The sequence below is a fragment of the Comamonas brasiliensis genome (assembly GCF_018292285.1).
Classification (GTDB): Bacteria; Pseudomonadota; Gammaproteobacteria; order Burkholderiales; family Burkholderiaceae_C; genus Comamonas; species Comamonas brasiliensis.
In genome coordinates this window covers 536,442-552,950 of record NZ_JAANES010000002.1, presented here as the reverse complement: position 1 = coordinate 552,950, position 16,509 = coordinate 536,442, and the positions used below count along the sequence as shown (strand labels likewise).

Sequence of the window (16,509 nt, the reverse complement as noted above, 5' to 3'; positions counted from 1 at the left end):
ATGGATGCCTCTTCCTCTGCGCTGCCCGTGGGTAGCTATGCACCCGCAGCGGCATCGTGCCAGCAACACCGCACCGGCCCTGCGCCACGGCAAACGCGTTTTTTTCATTGGGAAAAGCTGTGGCTGGGCGCACTGGTGCTGGGCCTGCTTGGTGCGCTGCTGGTGGCCGTTGCACTGCCCGTGGGGGCGCTGCTGGGCCGCAGCTTTGTGTCGGCCGATGGCAGGTTCTCGGGCCTGGCCCAGTACCTCGTCTATGCGCAAACGCCGGGCGTAGGCCAGTCGCTGTTCAACAGCCTGTGGCTGTCGGCCGTCAGCAGCACCTTGTGTGTGGCCCTGGCCTATGGCTATGCCTATGGCGTGATGCGCAGCTGCATGCCGCTGGCCAGGTTCTTTCGCGCCATTGCCCTGGTGCCGCTGCTGGCGCCGTCGCTGCTCATGGCCATCAGCCTGATCTATCTCTTTGGCGCGCAGGGCCTGCTCAAGAGCTGGTTGGCGGGCGGCACGGCCTACGGCCCGTTTGGCATCGTTCTTGGCTCGGTGCTGTGGACGTTTCCGCATGCGCTGATGATTCTGTGCACCACGCTGGCCTCGGGCGATGCGCGCCTGTATGAGGCTGCCGCCACGCTGGGCGCGGGCCGCTGGCGCAGCTTCTGCCAGGTCACGCTGCCAGCCAGCCGTTACGGGCTGATGATTGCCTGGATTGTGGTGTTCGTCCTGGTGGTCACCGACTTTGGCGTGCCCAAGGTGATTGGCGGCAACACGCAGATGCTGGCCACCGATATCTACAAGCAGGTGATTGGCCAGCAAAACCTGTCCATGGGTGCCGTGGTGGCCATGCTGCTGCTGGTGCCTGCGGGCCTGGCCTTTGCTGCCGAGCGCCATTTGCGAGCCCGGCAGGCCGCTGCCATGAGCGTGCGGGCCGTGCCGCTGGTGCCGCAGCCCTGCGCGGTGCTTGACCGCGCGCTGCTGGTGTATTGCAGCCTGATGGCTTTGGCGCTGCTGGCGATGATGGGCATGGCTGTGCTGGCATCCCTGGTCAGCTTCTGGCCCTACAACTTGAGCCTGAGTTTCAAGCACTACCAGTTCGACATGATGGATGGCGGCGGCTGGGCCAGTTACGCCAACTCGCTGACCATGGCCGTGGCCACGGCAGTGATCGGTGCCTTGCTGAGCTTTCTGAGCGCCTATCTGGTGGCAAGGCCCACGGGCTGGGTGCGCGCGCGCCAGTGGCTGCACGCGGTGGCTACGCTGCCCATGGCGGTGCCAGGGCTGGCGCTGGGCCTGGGCTATATCCTGTTCTTCAATGCGGGTAGCAATCCGCTGCACTTTCTGTACGGGTCCATGGGCATTCTGGTGCTGTGCTCGGTGGCGCATTTTTTCTCGGTGGCACACATCACCCAGCTCACCGCCTTGCAGCAGTTGGACGCCGAATATGAGCGCGTGGCCGATTCCATGGGCGTGCCGTTCTGGACGCTGCTGTGGCGTGTGCATCTGCCCGTGTGCCTGCCTGCGGTGATGCAGGTGGCGGGCTACTTCTTCGTGAATGCGATGACCACGGTGTCGGCAGTGGTCTTCTTGTACTCGCCCGAAACCACACTGGCCTCGGTGGCCGTGCTGGCCATGGATGACGCGGGCGATACCGCTCCCGCCGCCGCCATGGCCACGCTGATCTTTGCGACCGCAGCCGCCGGTCGCCTGCTGATTGCGCTGCTCGATGCCTGGCTGCAGCGGCGTACCCAGCACTGGCGCCAGCGCTGAGGACTTTCTCCACATCACTTGATTCTCCGAACGTCTCTCGCTGCATCGCCTTGGCGCTGCGGCAGGGACCTGGCTTGTCTGCTTTTTCTGTAACGCTATGAAAAACTACGATCTGATCGTCGTCGGCGCAGGCATTGTCGGCCTGGCCCATGCCTATGCCGCAGCAACGCGCGGCCGCTCCGTGCTGGTGATAGAGCGCGACGCTGCCTGCCTGGGCGCCTCGATTCGCAACTTTGGCTTTGTCACCATCACGGGCCAGCGCGCCGGTGCCCATTGGCGGCGCGCCATGCGCTCACGCGATGTCTGGGCCGAGATTGCGCCCAAGGCTGGTATCGATGTCCTGCATGCCGGTCTTTGGCTGACGGCGCGCCGCCCAGCTGCGGCGGCTGTGGTTGAGGCATTCATGCAAACCGAGATGGGCGCGGGCTGCGAGTTGCTGACGCCCGCCCAGGCCGCAGCGCGTCATCCGGCGCTGCGCACCGAAGGGCTGCAATCCGTGCTCTACAGCCCGCACGAGCTGCGCGTGGAGTCGCGCACCGCCATCCCGCAACTGGCACTGTGGCTGCAGCAGGCACTGGGAGTGGATTTCCGCTTTGGTGAAAGCGTGACGGAGGTGGCAACGCCGCGCGTGACCACCTCGCGTGGCCGCTATCACGCTGAACGCGTGGTGGTCTGCAACAACGCCGATCCAGGCGGGCTGTTCGCTGGCGAATGGACTGACAACCAGGTGCAGCTGTGCCAGTTGCAGATGCTGCGCGTGCAGCCGCAAGCAGGCTTCAAGCTCGAGGGATCGGTCATGGGGGATCTGAGCTTGGTGCGCTACGAGGGCTATAGCGCGCTGCCCGAAGCCGCTGCATTGCGCGCCGAGCTGGAGCGCGAGGAGGCGCAAAGCCTTAAGCACGGCATCCACCTGATTGCCGTTCAGAGCGCCGACGGCTCGCTGGTGGTGGGCGATTCGCACCACTACGGCAGCGCGCCCCAGCCTTTTGCCAGCGAAGCCGTCGACCAGCTCATGCTGCGCCATATGAACGAGGCACTGCATATTGACAACGCCCAGGTCGTGGAGCGCTGGACGGGCATCTACCCCTCCAGTGCCGAAGCCCCTTGTTTTGTCAAAGCACCTGATGCAGCGACACGCGTGGTGGCCGTGACCAGCGGCTCGGGTGCGAGCACGGCTTTTGGTCTGGCCGAGGAAGTCTGGACGGCCTGGTAACTGCTACGGATTGAATAGCTGCTAGCGCTTGCAGGCTGTCATATTTCAAGAAAATGAAATCAAAAGCTATATCTGACAAACGCAAGCAGCTATCAAAGCATGAGCGTCACTGCTGCACGAACAGTGGTGCAATCAGCATGACGAGCAAGATGGCGGCCAGCACGGCAAACAGGATCTTGACCCAGCTGTAAGGCCGCTCGCCCGCAATCTGGCCGGTGTAGCCATTGGCCACGATCTGGTAGGTCTTGCTGCCATAGGTGTAGCCGACCAGCCAGACCGGTACCAGCGTGTGCTTGAAGCTGCGGCCCGAGTACTGGCGCTGGACCTGCAGATTGCGCTGCGTGTCGCCCGGCACCTCACGCGAGCACATGCTGCGCAACTGGCTGTCCATGTCTTCTTCGTTGATCCTGGCGGCCTTGGAGAGGTCCACCTGGTAGCGCTCCACCGTCCAGCCTCGCACGAACTCCGGGCTGTAGGGCTTGAGGTGGGTTGTGGTCGGGAAGGGCTCCACTTGGCGCAGCAGATGGGCGTGCACGCCCACGGTGCCTGGCACCAGCTCATCGTCGAAGAAATGCTGCAGGCTGCCCGATGCCGGCTCCCAGCGCACATGCTGGACCTGCCGTGTCTGCAGATTGCCGTTGGCGTCGCGATAGGACTCGGTGGTGTAGTAGTAATAGCCGGCCTCTGCCCACCACTGGGCGCTGGCATGGGCGTCAAAGGTCCAGTAGGGCAGATAGACGCCGTGCAGCGTGTCCGTCAGCGCGGCGCTCTTGAGCTTGCTGGGCGCAAACCAGCGGCTGCCGTACCACTGACGGATCTTGTCGCGAATCTGGCCGTCGCTGATCTTGAACGGCAGGATGCTCTGCGGCGTGATGGCGTCGCTGCGCTCCTCATGGGCGACGATGGCCGGCGAGCCACAGAAGTCGCAGCGCTGGGCCACGTTCTTGCCGAGAAACACCGAGATGGCGCGGCAGTTCTGGCACTGCACCTCATAGCGCTCGTCCGAGCCCCAGCCGCGACCGCTGGCCGGGTTGCGCAAGGCCTCGGCCAGATCCTGCTCCACCACAGCGCGTCCCAATTCGGGCTGTGTCTGCTCGCTCCAGGGAACGACGGTGCCGCAGTAAGGACATTTGAGCGACTGGGCCTTGGCATTCCACTCCAGATTGCCGCCGCATTCGGGGCAGACATGCTTGCCCACCATGGAGGGCGGCGCCGTCTCGGAGACAGGGGTGAATGCAGATCCGGAAGAGCGGGAGGAGGAAGCGGGTGTGACCACGGCAAAAAAGGGTTCAGGCGGCAGCAGCGACGGGATGGGTTTCGTAGAAGGTCACGCAGTTGCCATCTTCGTCGAGAAGACTGAATTCCTGGGTACCCCAGGGCTGCTGGCGCAGACCGCCATTGGGGTGAACCGCGTTCTCGGCCAGACACTGTGCATGCAGGGCGGCAATCCCCACCACCTGGATGCGGCAGCTGGTCTGCCTGGGAATCTCCGGGTCCTGGCAGGCCCAGAAATGCAGCTCCAGCCCGCCCAGCGAGACGATGCCGTACTCGCCTGGCTGGGCGTGGACGGTCCTGGCGCCCAGCACGCGGGCGTAAAAGGCCACGGTGCGCTCCATGTCCAGCGATGCCAGCACCGGAGTGGTGCTGATGAAAACCGGTTTGTGTTCATTCATGACGTGCACCTGAGGCCGTGGATTGCGGGTCAGCCGCGCAGGAATTCGTCCAGCGCAGCCTGGGCGATGCGCCACTGGCTGCCGATCTGACGGGCCTTGAGGTTGCCGGCCTGGATTTCGGCCAGCACATCGGCCTCGGCCACGCCCAGCACCTGGGCGGCCTGGGCGGGGGTCAGCACCTGCAGGCCGGCGGCGGCCGGGGCTGCAGGCGTCTGGGCGGCCTGGGCTGCCGCCGGCGAGAAGGGGTCTGCCACTGCAGCGGCTGGCGTGCCTGCCGCACCGCCGCCCTGCATGCCCTTCATCATTTCCTGGGCCATGCCGAAGCCCATGGCCATGGTGGCCGGAATGGTGGCTGCGGCAGCGCCTTCGCCGCCGTTGGCCATGGCCTGGCCCATCTGGTACTTCACATAGTCGTTGAGGTTGCCGATGGCGCCCATGCTGGAGCGCTTGTCGATGGCCTGCTCCACCTCGGGCGGCACGGAAACGTTTTCCAGCAGGAAGCTGGTGATTTCCAGGCCGTACTTCTCGCTGACGGCCGGGTTGATGAGCTGCAGCAGCGCATCGCCCAGCTCGCTGTAGCGCTGGGCCACGTCGAGTGCCGGCACCTGGGCCTTGGCCAGGGCTTCGGAGAAGATGCTGACAATGCGCGAGCGCATGGTGTCGGCAAACTCGTCGATGCGGAAATTCTGGTCCGTGCCCGCCACTTCCTTGAGGAACAGGGCGGCGTTGGTGATGCGGAAGTCATAGGTGCCGAAGGCGCGCAGACGGATCACGCCAAAGTCCTTGTCGCGCATCATGATGGGGTTGGAGGTGCCCCATTTGTTGCCCGTGAACAAGCGCGTGTTGATGTAGTAGACATCGCACTTGAAGGGAGAGTTGAAGCCGTACTTCCAGCCGCGCAGCGTGGACAGGATCGGGATGTTCTGCGTGGTCAGCAGATGGCGGCCCGGATTGAACAGGTCTGCGAACTGGCCTTCGGAGACGAACTGCACCTGCTGCGACTCACGCACGATGAGCTGGGCGCCGTTCTTGATTTCCTTGTCTTCATCGGGCCAGCGATACGACAGCGTGTCGCGCGAATCATCGGTCCATTCGATGATTTCGATCAGTTGCTTGGTGATGATTTTCATGAAATCCATGACGTGCTCCGAAAGAGGATGACGGGAAAGGAATCATTCTAGGAGGCAAACCGCAGCGGCCGGTTCCGGGATGCATGGCAGTTGCGCGGAAATTGTTAAAAAGTGAGCGCATAGCGCATGCCATACAACAGTTTCAGCATCAATTGATGCTGTATTTGCCTATTCACGGGTGGTAAGTGCTAGCGTTTTGCTTTTCCACATTTTGAAATCACCGGCTGGAGCCCTTTCGTGAAAATGCCTGCTGTGGGGCCGCGCAGACAGACTACGTCCGTGATCAGTGGCACAGACTTAGAATCTACCGCTTATGCGGTCGATACCGCCAGAACACCTCTTAATGAAGATGCCGCCCGCAATCGCCAGTGATTGCAGACGCGCGAACGTATACAAGTCATGCTGACCTTCCAACAAATCATTCTGAAACTGCAGTCCTACTGGGCCGAACAGGGCTGTGCATTGCTCCAGCCCTATGACATGGAAGTCGGCGCCGGCACTTCGCACACCGCGACCTTTCTGCGCGCCATCGGCCCCGAGCCCTGGAAGGCCGCCTATGTGCAGCCCAGCCGTCGCCCCAAGGATGGTCGCTACGGCGAGAACCCCAACCGCCTGCAGCACTACTACCAGTTCCAGGTGGTGCTCAAGCCCGCACCTGACAATATTCTCGAGCTCTACCTGGGCTCGCTCGAAGCCCTGGGCTTCGATCTGAAGAAGAACGACATCCGCTTTGTCGAGGACGACTGGGAAAACCCCACGCTGGGCGCCTGGGGCCTGGGCTGGGAAGTCTGGCTCAACGGCATGGAAGTGACCCAGTTCACCTATTTCCAGCAGGTCGCCGGCATCGACTGCAAGCCCGCCACCGGGGAGATCACTTACGGCCTGGAACGTCTGGCCATGTATCTGCAGGGCAAGGAATCGGTCTACGACCTGGTCTACACCGACGGCCTGTCCTATGGCGACGTGTTCCACCAGAACGAGGTGGAGCAGTCCACCTACAACTTCGAGCATTCGAATGCCGAGTTCCTGTTCAGTGCCTTTGCGGCCCACGAAGGCACGGCCAATCAGCTGATCGACGCCCAACTGGCGCTGCCCGCCTATGAGCAGGTGCTCAAGGCCGCCCACACCTTCAACCTGCTGGACGCCCGTGGTGCCATCTCGGTGACCGAGCGCGCTGCCTATATCGGCCGTATCCGCAACCTGGCCCGCGCCGTGGGCAAGAGCTATCTGGACAGCCGCGCGCGCCTGGGCTTCCCCATGGCGCCCAAGGCCCATGCCGACGAGGTGCTGGCCGAGCTGGCCAAGGCCGCAGAGCAGGCAGCCAAGAAAGCCGCATAAGAGGCTTCAGGCTTCATTCCGACCCATATCCCAAAATTTCAGCGGCCAGCCTGGATCTAGCAAGCGCTGGCAGCTATCAAGATCATCATGAACGCATCGAATCTACTGGTTGAACTGTTTGTCGAAGAGCTGCCTCCCAAGGCGCTGCAAAAGCTCGGCGATGCTTTTGCCGCTGTCATCTTCGAGCAGCTCAAGGCCCAGGGACTGCTGGCATCGACCGAGTCGCGCCTGACGGCCTACGCATCGCCCCGTCGCCTGGCCGTGCACATCACCGAAGTGCTGCCCCAGGCCGAAGACAAGGCTGTCTCGCAAAAGCTGATGCCTGTCTCCGTGGCGCTGGATGCCGAGGGCAAGCCCACGGCTGCACTGATCAAGAAACTGGCGGCCCTGGGTGCCGACGAGTCCGCCGTGGCTGCTCTGAAGCGCCAGGGCGAAGGCAAGGCCGAAGCCCTGTTCTACGAATCCACGGCCAAGGGCGTGCTGCTGACCGATGGCGTGCAAAAGGCGCTGGACGAAGCGCTGGCCAAGCTGCCCATTCCCAAGGTCATGCGCTACCAGTTGCAGGACGGCTGGACCAGCGTGCACTTTGTGCGTCCGGCCCACGGTCTGGTCGTGCTGCATGGCACCCAGGTGCTGATCGGCGTGAAGGCCCTGGGCCTGACGGCCGGTGCCGCCACCCATGGCCACCGCTTTGAAGCCGCAGTGGACCCCGTGGTCATCCAGAACGCTGACAGCTATGCCGAGCAACTGCGCGAAGAGGGCGCCGTGATCGCCAGCTTCACCGAGCGCCGTGCCGATATCGCCCGCCAGTTGCAGGCCGCTGCCGAGCGCATTGGTGGCGAAGTGCGCCCCATCGACGACCCGGCCCTGCTGGACGAGGTGACGGCCCTGGTCGAGCGCCCCAACGTGCTGGTCTGCGAATTCGAGAAGGAATTCCTGGCCGTGCCCCAGGAATGCCTGATTCTGACCATGAAGGCCAATCAGAAGTACTTCCCACTGCTGGACGCCAACGGCAAGCTGACGCATCAGTTCCTGATCGTCAGCAACATCCAGCCCCAGGACGCTTCGGCCGTGGTCGGCGGCAACGAGCGTGTGGTGCGCCCCCGTCTGGCCGATGCCAAATTCTTCTTCGACCAGGACCGCAAGAAGACTCTGGCCAGTCGCGTTGAGCAACTGGACAAGGTGGTCTATCACAACAAGCTGGGCACGCAGGGCGAGCGCATCGCCCGCGTACGCGCCATCGCCAAGAGCATTGCCCAGCAACTGGGCAACTCCGAGCTGGGCCGTCTGGCCGATCAGGCCGCCATGCTGGCTAAGACCGATCTGGTCACCGACATGGTGGGTGAGTTCCCCGAGCTGCAAGGCATCATGGGCCGCTACTACGCCCAGAACGACGGCCTGGATGTGGCCGTGGCCGACGCCATCGAAGACCACTACAAGCCCCGCTTTGCCGGCGACGAATTGCCACGCGGCGATGTCGGCGTGATCGTTGCCCTGGCCGACAAGCTCGAAACCCTGGTCGGCATGTTCGGTATCGGCAACCTGCCCACCGGTGACCGCGATCCTTTTGCCTTGCGCCGCCATGCGCTGGGCGTGATCCGCATGCTGGTCGAAAAGGATCTGGAGCTGGATCTGGAAACGCTGCTGGTCAGCACCTTGCCCGCCTTTGGCGACAGGATCCAGGACGCCACGCCCCAACTGGTCGAATTCATCTACGACCGCCTGGCCAATATGTTCCGCGAACAAGGCTACAGCGCCCAGGAAGTGGAAGCCGTGCTGGCCCTGCAACCCCAGCGCCTGTCCGACGTGCAAAAGCGCCTGGAAGCAGTGCGTGCCTTTGCGACCCTGCCCGAAGCTCCTGCCCTGGCCGCGGCCAACAAGCGCGTGGGTAACATTCTGAAGAAGGCCGAAACGGATGTTCAGCCCCAGGTGAACGAAGCGCTGTTGGTGGAACAGGCTGAAAAAGACCTGTATGCGGTGCTGCAGCAGGTGGCGCCCAAAGCTCAGCAACAGTTTGCAGCAGGTGATTACACCGCCAGCCTGCAAACCCTGGCAGCATTGCGTGCCTCGGTCGATGCGTTCTTCGAACAAGTCATGGTCAATGCCGAAGATCCGGCTCTCAAGGCCAATCGACTGGGGTTGTTGGCGAGTCTGCACATTGCAATGAATCGAGTAGCTGATCTGGCAAGAATTGCTGTTTAACGAAGTTCCAATGACCACCTTTTTGGGTAGTCGCACAGTTTTTAGATACCCACAACGAGGCGCATTTGTTCATGGATAAAAAGATGATTGTTCCCGTTGTTCTGTCCGGCGGCGCTGGCACAAGGTTATGGCCTGTCTCTCGTGAAGGCTTCCCCAAGCCCTTTATGAAACTTGCAGATGGCGAGAGCTTGCTGTTGAAGACCTACCGTCGTGCAGCAGCGGTCGCTGAGGGCAGCGCGCTGATGACAGTCACTAACCGGGACTACTTCTTTATGAGTAAGGACGAACTGTCCTTACTTGGACAAGGAGCTACAGGGAAATTCTTGTTGGAGCCTGTGGGGCGTAACACTGCGCCTGCGATTGCGTTGGCGGCAATCGCTGTTACTGCGGAGTACGGTCGAGATGCGGTGATGTTGGTCATGCCTGCAGATCATTTGATTCAAGACCAAGAACGCTTCGCAGAAGCTGTTTCGGCTGCGCGGATTAGCGCAGAGGCCGGAAAACTTGTGACTTTTGGCATTGTTCCCAGCACGCCAGAGACTGGATTTGGCTATATAGAAACTGGTGAAGCATGTGCCGCAGGTTTTAAAGCGGCACGTTTTGTGGAAAAGCCATCTTTAGACATCGCGCGCGAATACGTCTCCTCTGGAAATTTTTTGTGGAACTCAGGGATGTTCTGCTTTCAAGCAGGTGTATTTCTTGATGAACTGGCATTACATGCTCCCGATGTCGCAAATGCAATCCAAGTTTGCTGGAATGCTATGGAGAAAGGGAAAATTCATGGAGAGATGCTCGATATTCCCGCGCAAGCGTTTAGTCAAGTACCAGATATTTCGATTGACTATGCAGTCATGGAGCGCTCCAATAATGTCGTAGTAGTTCCCGCCAATATCGGCTGGAATGATATTGGATCTTGGGCTGCGGTTAGCGATTTGTCCACTCCTGACCAAAATGGAAACCGATCGACATGTGATGATGTCGTGTTTGTTGATAGCCATAACACTTATGTGCACAGCCATGAGCGTCTAGTGGCTACGGTCGGTGTACACGACCTGATGATCATCGATACGCCAGATGCATTGTTGGTTGTCAACCCTTCGCGCGCGCAAGACGTAAAGAAAGTCGTCGCTAATCTGAAAACAAAAGGACATCAAGCCTATAAATTGCATCGCACAGTAAGTCGCCCTTGGGGTAGTTACACAGTGCTTGGGGAGGGGGGCCGTTTCAAGCTGAAGCGTATTGAAGTCAAGCCGGGTGCGAGCCTAAGTCTGCAAATGCACCATCATCGAAGCGAACACTGGATTGTGGTAAGTGGTATGGCTAAGGTCGTTAATGGCGACAAAGAGTTTTTCGTGCGCGCAAATGAATCTACCTATATTCCGGCGGGATGCCAGCATCGATTGGAAAATCCTGGGATGCTAGACTTGGTAATAATTGAGGTTCAAAGCGGAGACTATTTGGGAGAGGATGACATTGTCAGATTTTTTGATCAATACGGAAGAGTTAATTAGGTGCCTAAAGTAGTAAAGCAATCGGTTATCTCGGATGGACTCTGGTTATTGATTTTAAGTATATTTGCTGGTGCAGGTCAGTTAATAGGGATTAGACTTTTAACTGAAATATCTCCTGCGGAAATATTTGGACAATTTAGTTTAATACTCGGAATTATTATACTTGTTGCTAATGGATTCGTTAATCCAACAATGCAAGCAGTGTTTACCTATTATCCGAAGTTTTCAAAGAAAGGAGAAGTTAATGACTTGTGGGAAATAACGCAAAGTCAAGTATCGAGGCTACTGTTTTTTTTGTCACCCGTATTGCTAATTTTATCAATAGCGTGCCTGCTATTTGGCTACCTGACGATAATTGATTTAATTTTTGTTGTATTTTTGATTTTTTTTGAAGTCTTGAGACTTGAGCATGTGACCTTTCTCAATGCAAAGAGGTCCCATAAAGTCAGTTCAATTTGGATTGTCTGTGATTCATGGTTGCGCCCCTTATTCGGTGCGGGAGTTGTATATATTTTTGACAGCAGCTTGACGGCTTTGCTTGCAGGGTCATTGGTTGGTGCTGTTCTATCATATTTCTTTGTGAAGAGCTTTTTAGATAAAGATTTTAAAATAAGAATAGTCAAATCAAAAATTGAAGGCAATTCTCTTAATCAAGAAATATGGATATATACATTGCCTTTGCTGCCTCTGGGGATAATTGGCTGGATTTCAGGAATGTCTGACAGATATATTATAGGGGGCTTGCTAACTGCAACTGATGTGGGTTTGTATGTGGCTATTTACAGTCTGGCAAGCAAACCCATATTAATGATGGGGTCGGTCGTTGAGTCAGCAATAAGGCCTGTTTATGTCGCAGCTGTAATTGAGAAAAATTTTAGGCAGCAAAATAAATACATTATTGCGTGGGGTTTTTTGATTACTGCCGGGGTATCTGTCGCTCTCCTTACTGCATACTTCTTCCAGTCCTATATTGCACGTTTATTTCTGGGAGAAAGTTATAGAGATGCTGCACATTTGCTCCCTTGGATTATTGCTGGTAATGGATTACTTGTTCTATCCTATGTGGCGAATAGAATTTGCTACACGCATAAAAATACCAGAGCTATTTTGGTAACTGAATTTTTTGGTGCTCTTATATCTGTTGGTGTGGGCATTCTATTTATATATCATTATGGATTAAGTGGGGCTGCGATAGCGGTTCCGATCTATTTTGGGGCGCAGTGCCTTATCGCTTTTCTATTTGCGAAAAAACATATAAAATGGAAAGTAAAACAATATTAATAAGGGCTAATTATAGTGGTGGTACTATAATTTTTCTGTTGCTTCCCATATTTTTTATATTTTTACTTTCATTTTGTGCGGATAGTCTTTATCCGTATTTTTTTGTTGTGTTTTTGCTTTTTTTTCTATTATTTATAATAAAAAAAGGTGATGTATTTGATATTTTGTTTTATATAAGTGTGACTTTTTTTGTTGGGGTTCCTTTGATTTCTTTATTGAAGTGGGGGAGCTTTAATACTTTTATTGGTGGTGATTTCCGCGAAATCTTTGTAGAAAGAAAAACAGTTAATTATTCAATATGTTATCTGATTTTATGTATTTTCGGATGGTGGATTGGATCTATAGTGAAGTTTAAAATAAAAACAATAAAAATTAATTCTTTGCAACCGGACTTTGTTGTGAGAAGCGCTATTGTTTGGTTTTTCGGGTCGCTATTTTTTATGATTTTGATTAGTTTTTTGTTTGATTATAATATTGCGGGGCGCTCGACAACTCTTGGGAATTCCGGCATTTACTATTATGCATTTCCGATAGATTATTTGGCATGCCTCATAAGTTTTGCCATCGGTTTTGATGATGCTTCTTTTTTGAAGTATAAAAGAACGCTGTTAATTTTGATTTCTGGCTACGTACTATATAAATTGGCATGTGGCTGGAAAAGTCCATTGTTAAATATCTTCTTATCTTTTTTCTTTGGATATGCTTCAAGGAAGAAATACAAGGAAATTTATAAGTTAATTCTTCCGTTAGTAATATTGTTGCTGATTTATGTGTTTTTGTTGAATCCCATTGCGAATTACGTCCGGGGAGGCGATGGTAGTACTTCATCCAATATTTATGATATTAATCCATTCTCCAATAGATTGACTGAGGGAACGTTCTTTGGTGTTTCTTTAATTGAAAATAATTTGGTTAGGGGTGTTTTTTCTTTTGGATATTTGTTTTTTGATTTTTTGGAAAGGATAGTTCCTGGAAATCAATTTAACCAGAAGCCATTGGACTTCTATATTGCCCAAGAGTTACTAGGTCAACACGATTCGGTGCAGAGTACATTTGCGCCTGGAATTCTAGGAATGCTTGCAATTCTAGACGATGCACTTTTATGTGTTCTCTATGGATTTTCATTTAGATTTTTAATTAATTTCTTAATATTGTTCGTATGTAAATCAAATAATATACTTTTAAAGTATTGCTTGTTAGGGACTCTTCCCGCATTAATTATATATCTATGTGCAGATGGGTATTATGGGGGGATTGAAAAGATGATTATATTCTCCATAATAATATACGTATTTAGCTATTTTGCAGGTCAGAGGAAAATATGAAAGTACTTTTTGTCGTCGATGAATTTCCATTCCCTGCTAGAAATGGCGTGACTATCCCGGTTGCTAACTTCATTAAGCAATTTCATTCGAGGGGATATTTGGTTGACTTACTGTATTTTGATACAGGCGACAATTATCCGATTGATGCTGGTCTAATGCCATTCATTAATTATTTTCATAGAGTTCCATTAACACGAAAAAATAAATTCAGAGGCCTCTTCAATGAATTGCGTGGACATGAAGCAATTTTCGAGAGCTGGAATTTAGCTGGTGAGAAAGAGCCTCATCAATTTCTCACGTCTTATGACTTGATATGGGCTAGTCCAATTCGTCCTTTTGCTCTGTGGTTAAAATTCAAGAATGAATTACGAATAGACGCGAAAGATACAATTGCATCAGTTAATGATTCCTATGAATTAACTTTGCGTGCTCTATCAAAGAAAAAGAATAACTTCTTACTCAGGAAGCTTTATAGTTTGAGAGCTTCTGCAATGTCTTCTATTGAGAGTGGCTTGTTGGAGAAGGCGAGTTTTGTGGCTGTTCAGTCTCAGAAGGAAGTCGATTTCTTTGAAGAGAAAAATAATAAGAAACTCAACGTAATCGAACTCAAAAATGGTGTTTCTGAGAATTATTTTATCGGTAATTCAGATAAAGAATATGATTTGATATTTGTTGGTACCTTGGATGATTTCTATAAAAATTCCTTAAATTGGTTTATTAGTAATGTTTATTCTAAATTGAGTAAGCCTCGTCCATCTTTTATAATTATTGGCAAAGGCGCAACGAATAAAGACATAGAATTCTTTAAGAGTTTATCGATAGAATACATACCTTTTGTTGATGAACTGGATTCATTCTATTTTAAATCCAAGATACTTGTTGCCCCTATATTCAAGGGCTACGGGACAATCAATAAGGTGCTTGAAGCGATGGCTTCAGCATGTGTTGTTGTTGGCGATGAGACCGCGTTCAATGGGATTGAGGGATTTTTGGATTCTACTCATGGACTGGTTGCCAACTCCGAATCTCAATTTATTGAAAAGATTAAGCTTGTTCTGGAAAATAAAGAACTCGCAAGGGAAATTGGGGAGAGTTCAAGAAATTTAATGATGAAAAATTTTTCATGGAATAGCAGAGTGGAGAAATTCTTGGCGTTGAATAAAGTATATGAAAAATAATAATATAGTGTTTGCTCCAAATATCCATGCTGGTGGAGGCGCTGTTCTATTGAATGATTTAATCAAGAGCGCTAAAAGCTATGAGATAAGATATTACTTGGATTGCCGATTTAAGAAAATAATTTGTATTGATGCAGATGATAAAAATATTACCTGGGTAAGAACAGGGATTTGGGGGCGGCTTCTTTCCGAGGTGGATCTTTGGATGTCCTCTTCTAAGGGGGCAAGGGTCTTATGCCTCAATGGAATTCCTCCATTAATAAGCAGTAATGCTGGTATTTTTTTGTTTATTCAAAACAGAATCATTATAGATAAAATTGACTTAAGTAAATTTAAGCTAAAAACCAGAATTCGTATATCGATTGAAAAATTATTGTTTTCTTTCTTAAAAAAGAAAGTAAATACTTTCTTTGTGCAAACGGCTTCAATGAGAAGTCTTCTTGTAAAGAGGGTTAACCAAAAAAGACAACACATAAAAATTTCACCATTTGGATATCTGAAGGTAGATGACTCCAGGAATATAAAAAATGACTGGGACTTTGTTTATGTCGCCGATGGTGAGGCGCATAAGAATCATTGTAATTTATTTTTAGCTTGGAAGATATTGAGTGAAGAGGGGATTTATCCGAAATTGGCTATTACATTAAGTGATAGGGATTCACGGATCAAGACTTTGCTCGATGATTTGATAAAAGAACACAAAATAAAAATTGTTGATTTGGGCTTCGTTCCACACAAGGATATAAGTTCTTTGTATAAATCATCTCATGCCTTAATATATCCTTCTCTTCTGGAGTCTTTCGGATTGCCGTTGGTGGAAGCCAGTATTTTGGATGTACCTATTGTGGCATCAGAGCTTGATTATGTTCGAGATGTTTGTACTCCTGTTCAAACTTTTGATCCGAAGTCTCCTTTGTCAATAGCTCGTGCAGTCAAGAGGTTTATGCAGTATAAAGAGCCAGATTTTTGCTTCGATTCCCCTGCTGCTTTCCTACATCAAGTGTTTGAGGTGAGACATGACGTATAAAATTCTTGTAATTGGAGCTTCTGGAATGCTGGGAAGTTCTATTTTTAGATTCTTATCACAGTTTTCTTCTTATGAGGTTTGGGGGAGCGTGCGTTCCTCAGACTCTTCTTTGTTGTTTCCTAAAGCGATGCGATCGAGGATCGTTTCGGGTGTGGATGTTGAGAGCTCAGATAGCCTGATTGCTTTATTCTCCTCTGTCAAACCAAATTTGGTTATTAATTGTGTAGGTTTGGTAAAGCAGCTATCGGTGTCGAAAAATGCATTGGCAGCAATTCCAATAAACTCTCTATTGCCACATCGTCTGGCTTCTATGTGTGAGATGATTAATGCTCGACTAATACACTTCAGTACTGATTGTGTATTCTCTGGATATCGAGGGATGTATACTGAAAGTGATATCCCTGACGCTCAAGATATGTATGGCCGAAGTAAATTGTTGGGAGAGGTTGACTATCCACATGCAATTACTCTAAGAACTTCAATCATAGGCCATGAGTTGAGTGGCGCGCGTAGTCTTGTTGGGTGGTTCCTTTCTCAGCAAGGGGCTGTGAAGGGTTATCGTCGCGCGATATTTTCTGGTCTTCCTACCGTAGAAATTGCGCGCCTAATCCATAATCACGTTATTCCCCACCCAGAAATTAGTGGTCTTTATCATGTGTCAGCCGAGCCAATCAATAAGCTTGACTTATTGGAGATAGTGGCAAAGGTTTATCAAAAGGATATAGAAATCCTACCAGATGATCATTTGCTTATTGATCGCTCATTGGACTCAACGCGATTTCGCAATGCGACAGGGTTTCAGCCATTTCCTTGGCAGGATTTAGTGCAAGCTATGCACGATTTTCATTAATATCAATATTCAGAAGATTAATC

At 52.4% G+C, this 16,509-nt stretch carries 13 protein-coding genes; 10 read left to right on the top strand and 3 right to left on the bottom strand.

Translation table 11 applies throughout. The annotated features are described in order from the left end of the window. Positions 1-1,758, top strand: coding sequence for a putative 2-aminoethylphosphonate ABC transporter permease subunit (locus DJFAAGMI_RS10925; RefSeq protein WP_211457159.1), 1,758 nt, complete (start codon positions 1-3; stop codon positions 1,756-1,758). 97 nt (positions 1,759-1,855) lie between these two features. Continuing rightward, entirely contained in the window at positions 1,856-2,971 is a 1,116-nt protein-coding gene (locus tag DJFAAGMI_RS10920) for a TIGR03364 family FAD-dependent oxidoreductase (protein WP_211457158.1), read from the top strand. Between the two features lie 106 nt (positions 2,972-3,077). Here the strand turns inward: DJFAAGMI_RS10920 and DJFAAGMI_RS10915 are convergent, their stop codons facing one another. From DJFAAGMI_RS10915 to DJFAAGMI_RS10905, 3 genes are all read right to left on the bottom strand, one after another. Continuing rightward, a complete protein-coding gene (locus DJFAAGMI_RS10915; protein WP_211457157.1) occupies positions 3,078-4,172 on the bottom strand; it encodes a TFIIB-type zinc ribbon-containing protein in 1,095 nt (364 codons plus the stop codon). A gap of 88 nt (positions 4,173-4,260) precedes the next feature. After that, positions 4,261-4,644, bottom strand: a complete 384-nt coding sequence (locus tag DJFAAGMI_RS10910; protein ID WP_043006820.1) for a bleomycin resistance protein — start codon at positions 4,642-4,644, stop codon at positions 4,261-4,263. A 29-nt stretch (positions 4,645-4,673) separates the two neighbouring features. Continuing rightward, positions 4,674-5,783, bottom strand: a complete 1,110-nt coding sequence (locus tag DJFAAGMI_RS10905) for an SPFH and helix-turn-helix domain-containing protein (RefSeq protein WP_211457156.1) — start codon at positions 5,781-5,783, stop codon at positions 4,674-4,676. Positions 5,784-6,173: 390 nt separating this feature from the next. On the opposite strand from DJFAAGMI_RS10905, the gene glyQ reads away from it, so the two are divergent. The 8 genes from glyQ (at position 6,174) to DJFAAGMI_RS10865 (ending at position 16,486) form a co-directional block, all read left to right on the top strand. Next, complete coding sequence (gene glyQ / locus DJFAAGMI_RS10900) at positions 6,174-7,112, top strand: glycine--tRNA ligase subunit alpha (RefSeq protein ID WP_003068041.1); 939 nt, start codon at positions 6,174-6,176, stop codon at positions 7,110-7,112. A gap of 87 nt (positions 7,113-7,199) precedes the next feature. Continuing rightward, entirely contained in the window at positions 7,200-9,314 is a 2,115-nt protein-coding gene (gene glyS / locus DJFAAGMI_RS10895; RefSeq protein ID WP_211457155.1) for a glycine--tRNA ligase subunit beta, read from the top strand. An 83-nt stretch (positions 9,315-9,397) separates the two neighbouring features. After that, positions 9,398-10,825 carry a mannose-1-phosphate guanylyltransferase/mannose-6-phosphate isomerase gene (locus tag DJFAAGMI_RS10890; protein ID WP_211457416.1) on the top strand — a complete coding sequence of 476 codons (1,428 nt, stop codon included), beginning with the start codon at positions 9,398-9,400 and terminating at the stop codon, positions 10,823-10,825. Beyond that, positions 10,826-12,106, top strand: a complete 1,281-nt coding sequence (locus tag DJFAAGMI_RS25180; RefSeq protein ID WP_211457154.1) for a lipopolysaccharide biosynthesis protein — start codon at positions 10,826-10,828, stop codon at positions 12,104-12,106. Beyond that, entirely contained in the window at positions 12,085-13,431 is a 1,347-nt protein-coding gene (locus DJFAAGMI_RS10880) for an oligosaccharide repeat unit polymerase (protein ID WP_211457153.1), read from the top strand. The genes DJFAAGMI_RS25180 and DJFAAGMI_RS10880 overlap by 22 nt, the downstream gene beginning before the upstream one ends. Next, positions 13,428-14,609 (top strand): glycosyltransferase family 4 protein, encoded by a 1,182-nt coding sequence (locus DJFAAGMI_RS10875; RefSeq protein WP_211457152.1) that lies wholly within the window; start codon positions 13,428-13,430, stop codon positions 14,607-14,609. Before DJFAAGMI_RS10880 ends, DJFAAGMI_RS10875 begins: the two co-directional genes overlap by 4 nt. Continuing rightward, positions 14,599-15,636, top strand: coding sequence for a glycosyltransferase (locus DJFAAGMI_RS10870; RefSeq protein WP_211457151.1), 1,038 nt, complete (start codon positions 14,599-14,601; stop codon positions 15,634-15,636). Before DJFAAGMI_RS10875 ends, DJFAAGMI_RS10870 begins: the two co-directional genes overlap by 11 nt. Continuing rightward, the gene (locus DJFAAGMI_RS10865; RefSeq protein WP_211457150.1) at positions 15,626-16,486 is read left to right on the top strand and encodes a dTDP-4-dehydrorhamnose reductase family protein; all 861 of its coding nucleotides are present in this window, start codon (positions 15,626-15,628) and stop codon (positions 16,484-16,486) included. The genes DJFAAGMI_RS10870 and DJFAAGMI_RS10865 overlap by 11 nt, the downstream gene beginning before the upstream one ends. Positions 16,487-16,509: the final 23 nt, after the last annotated feature.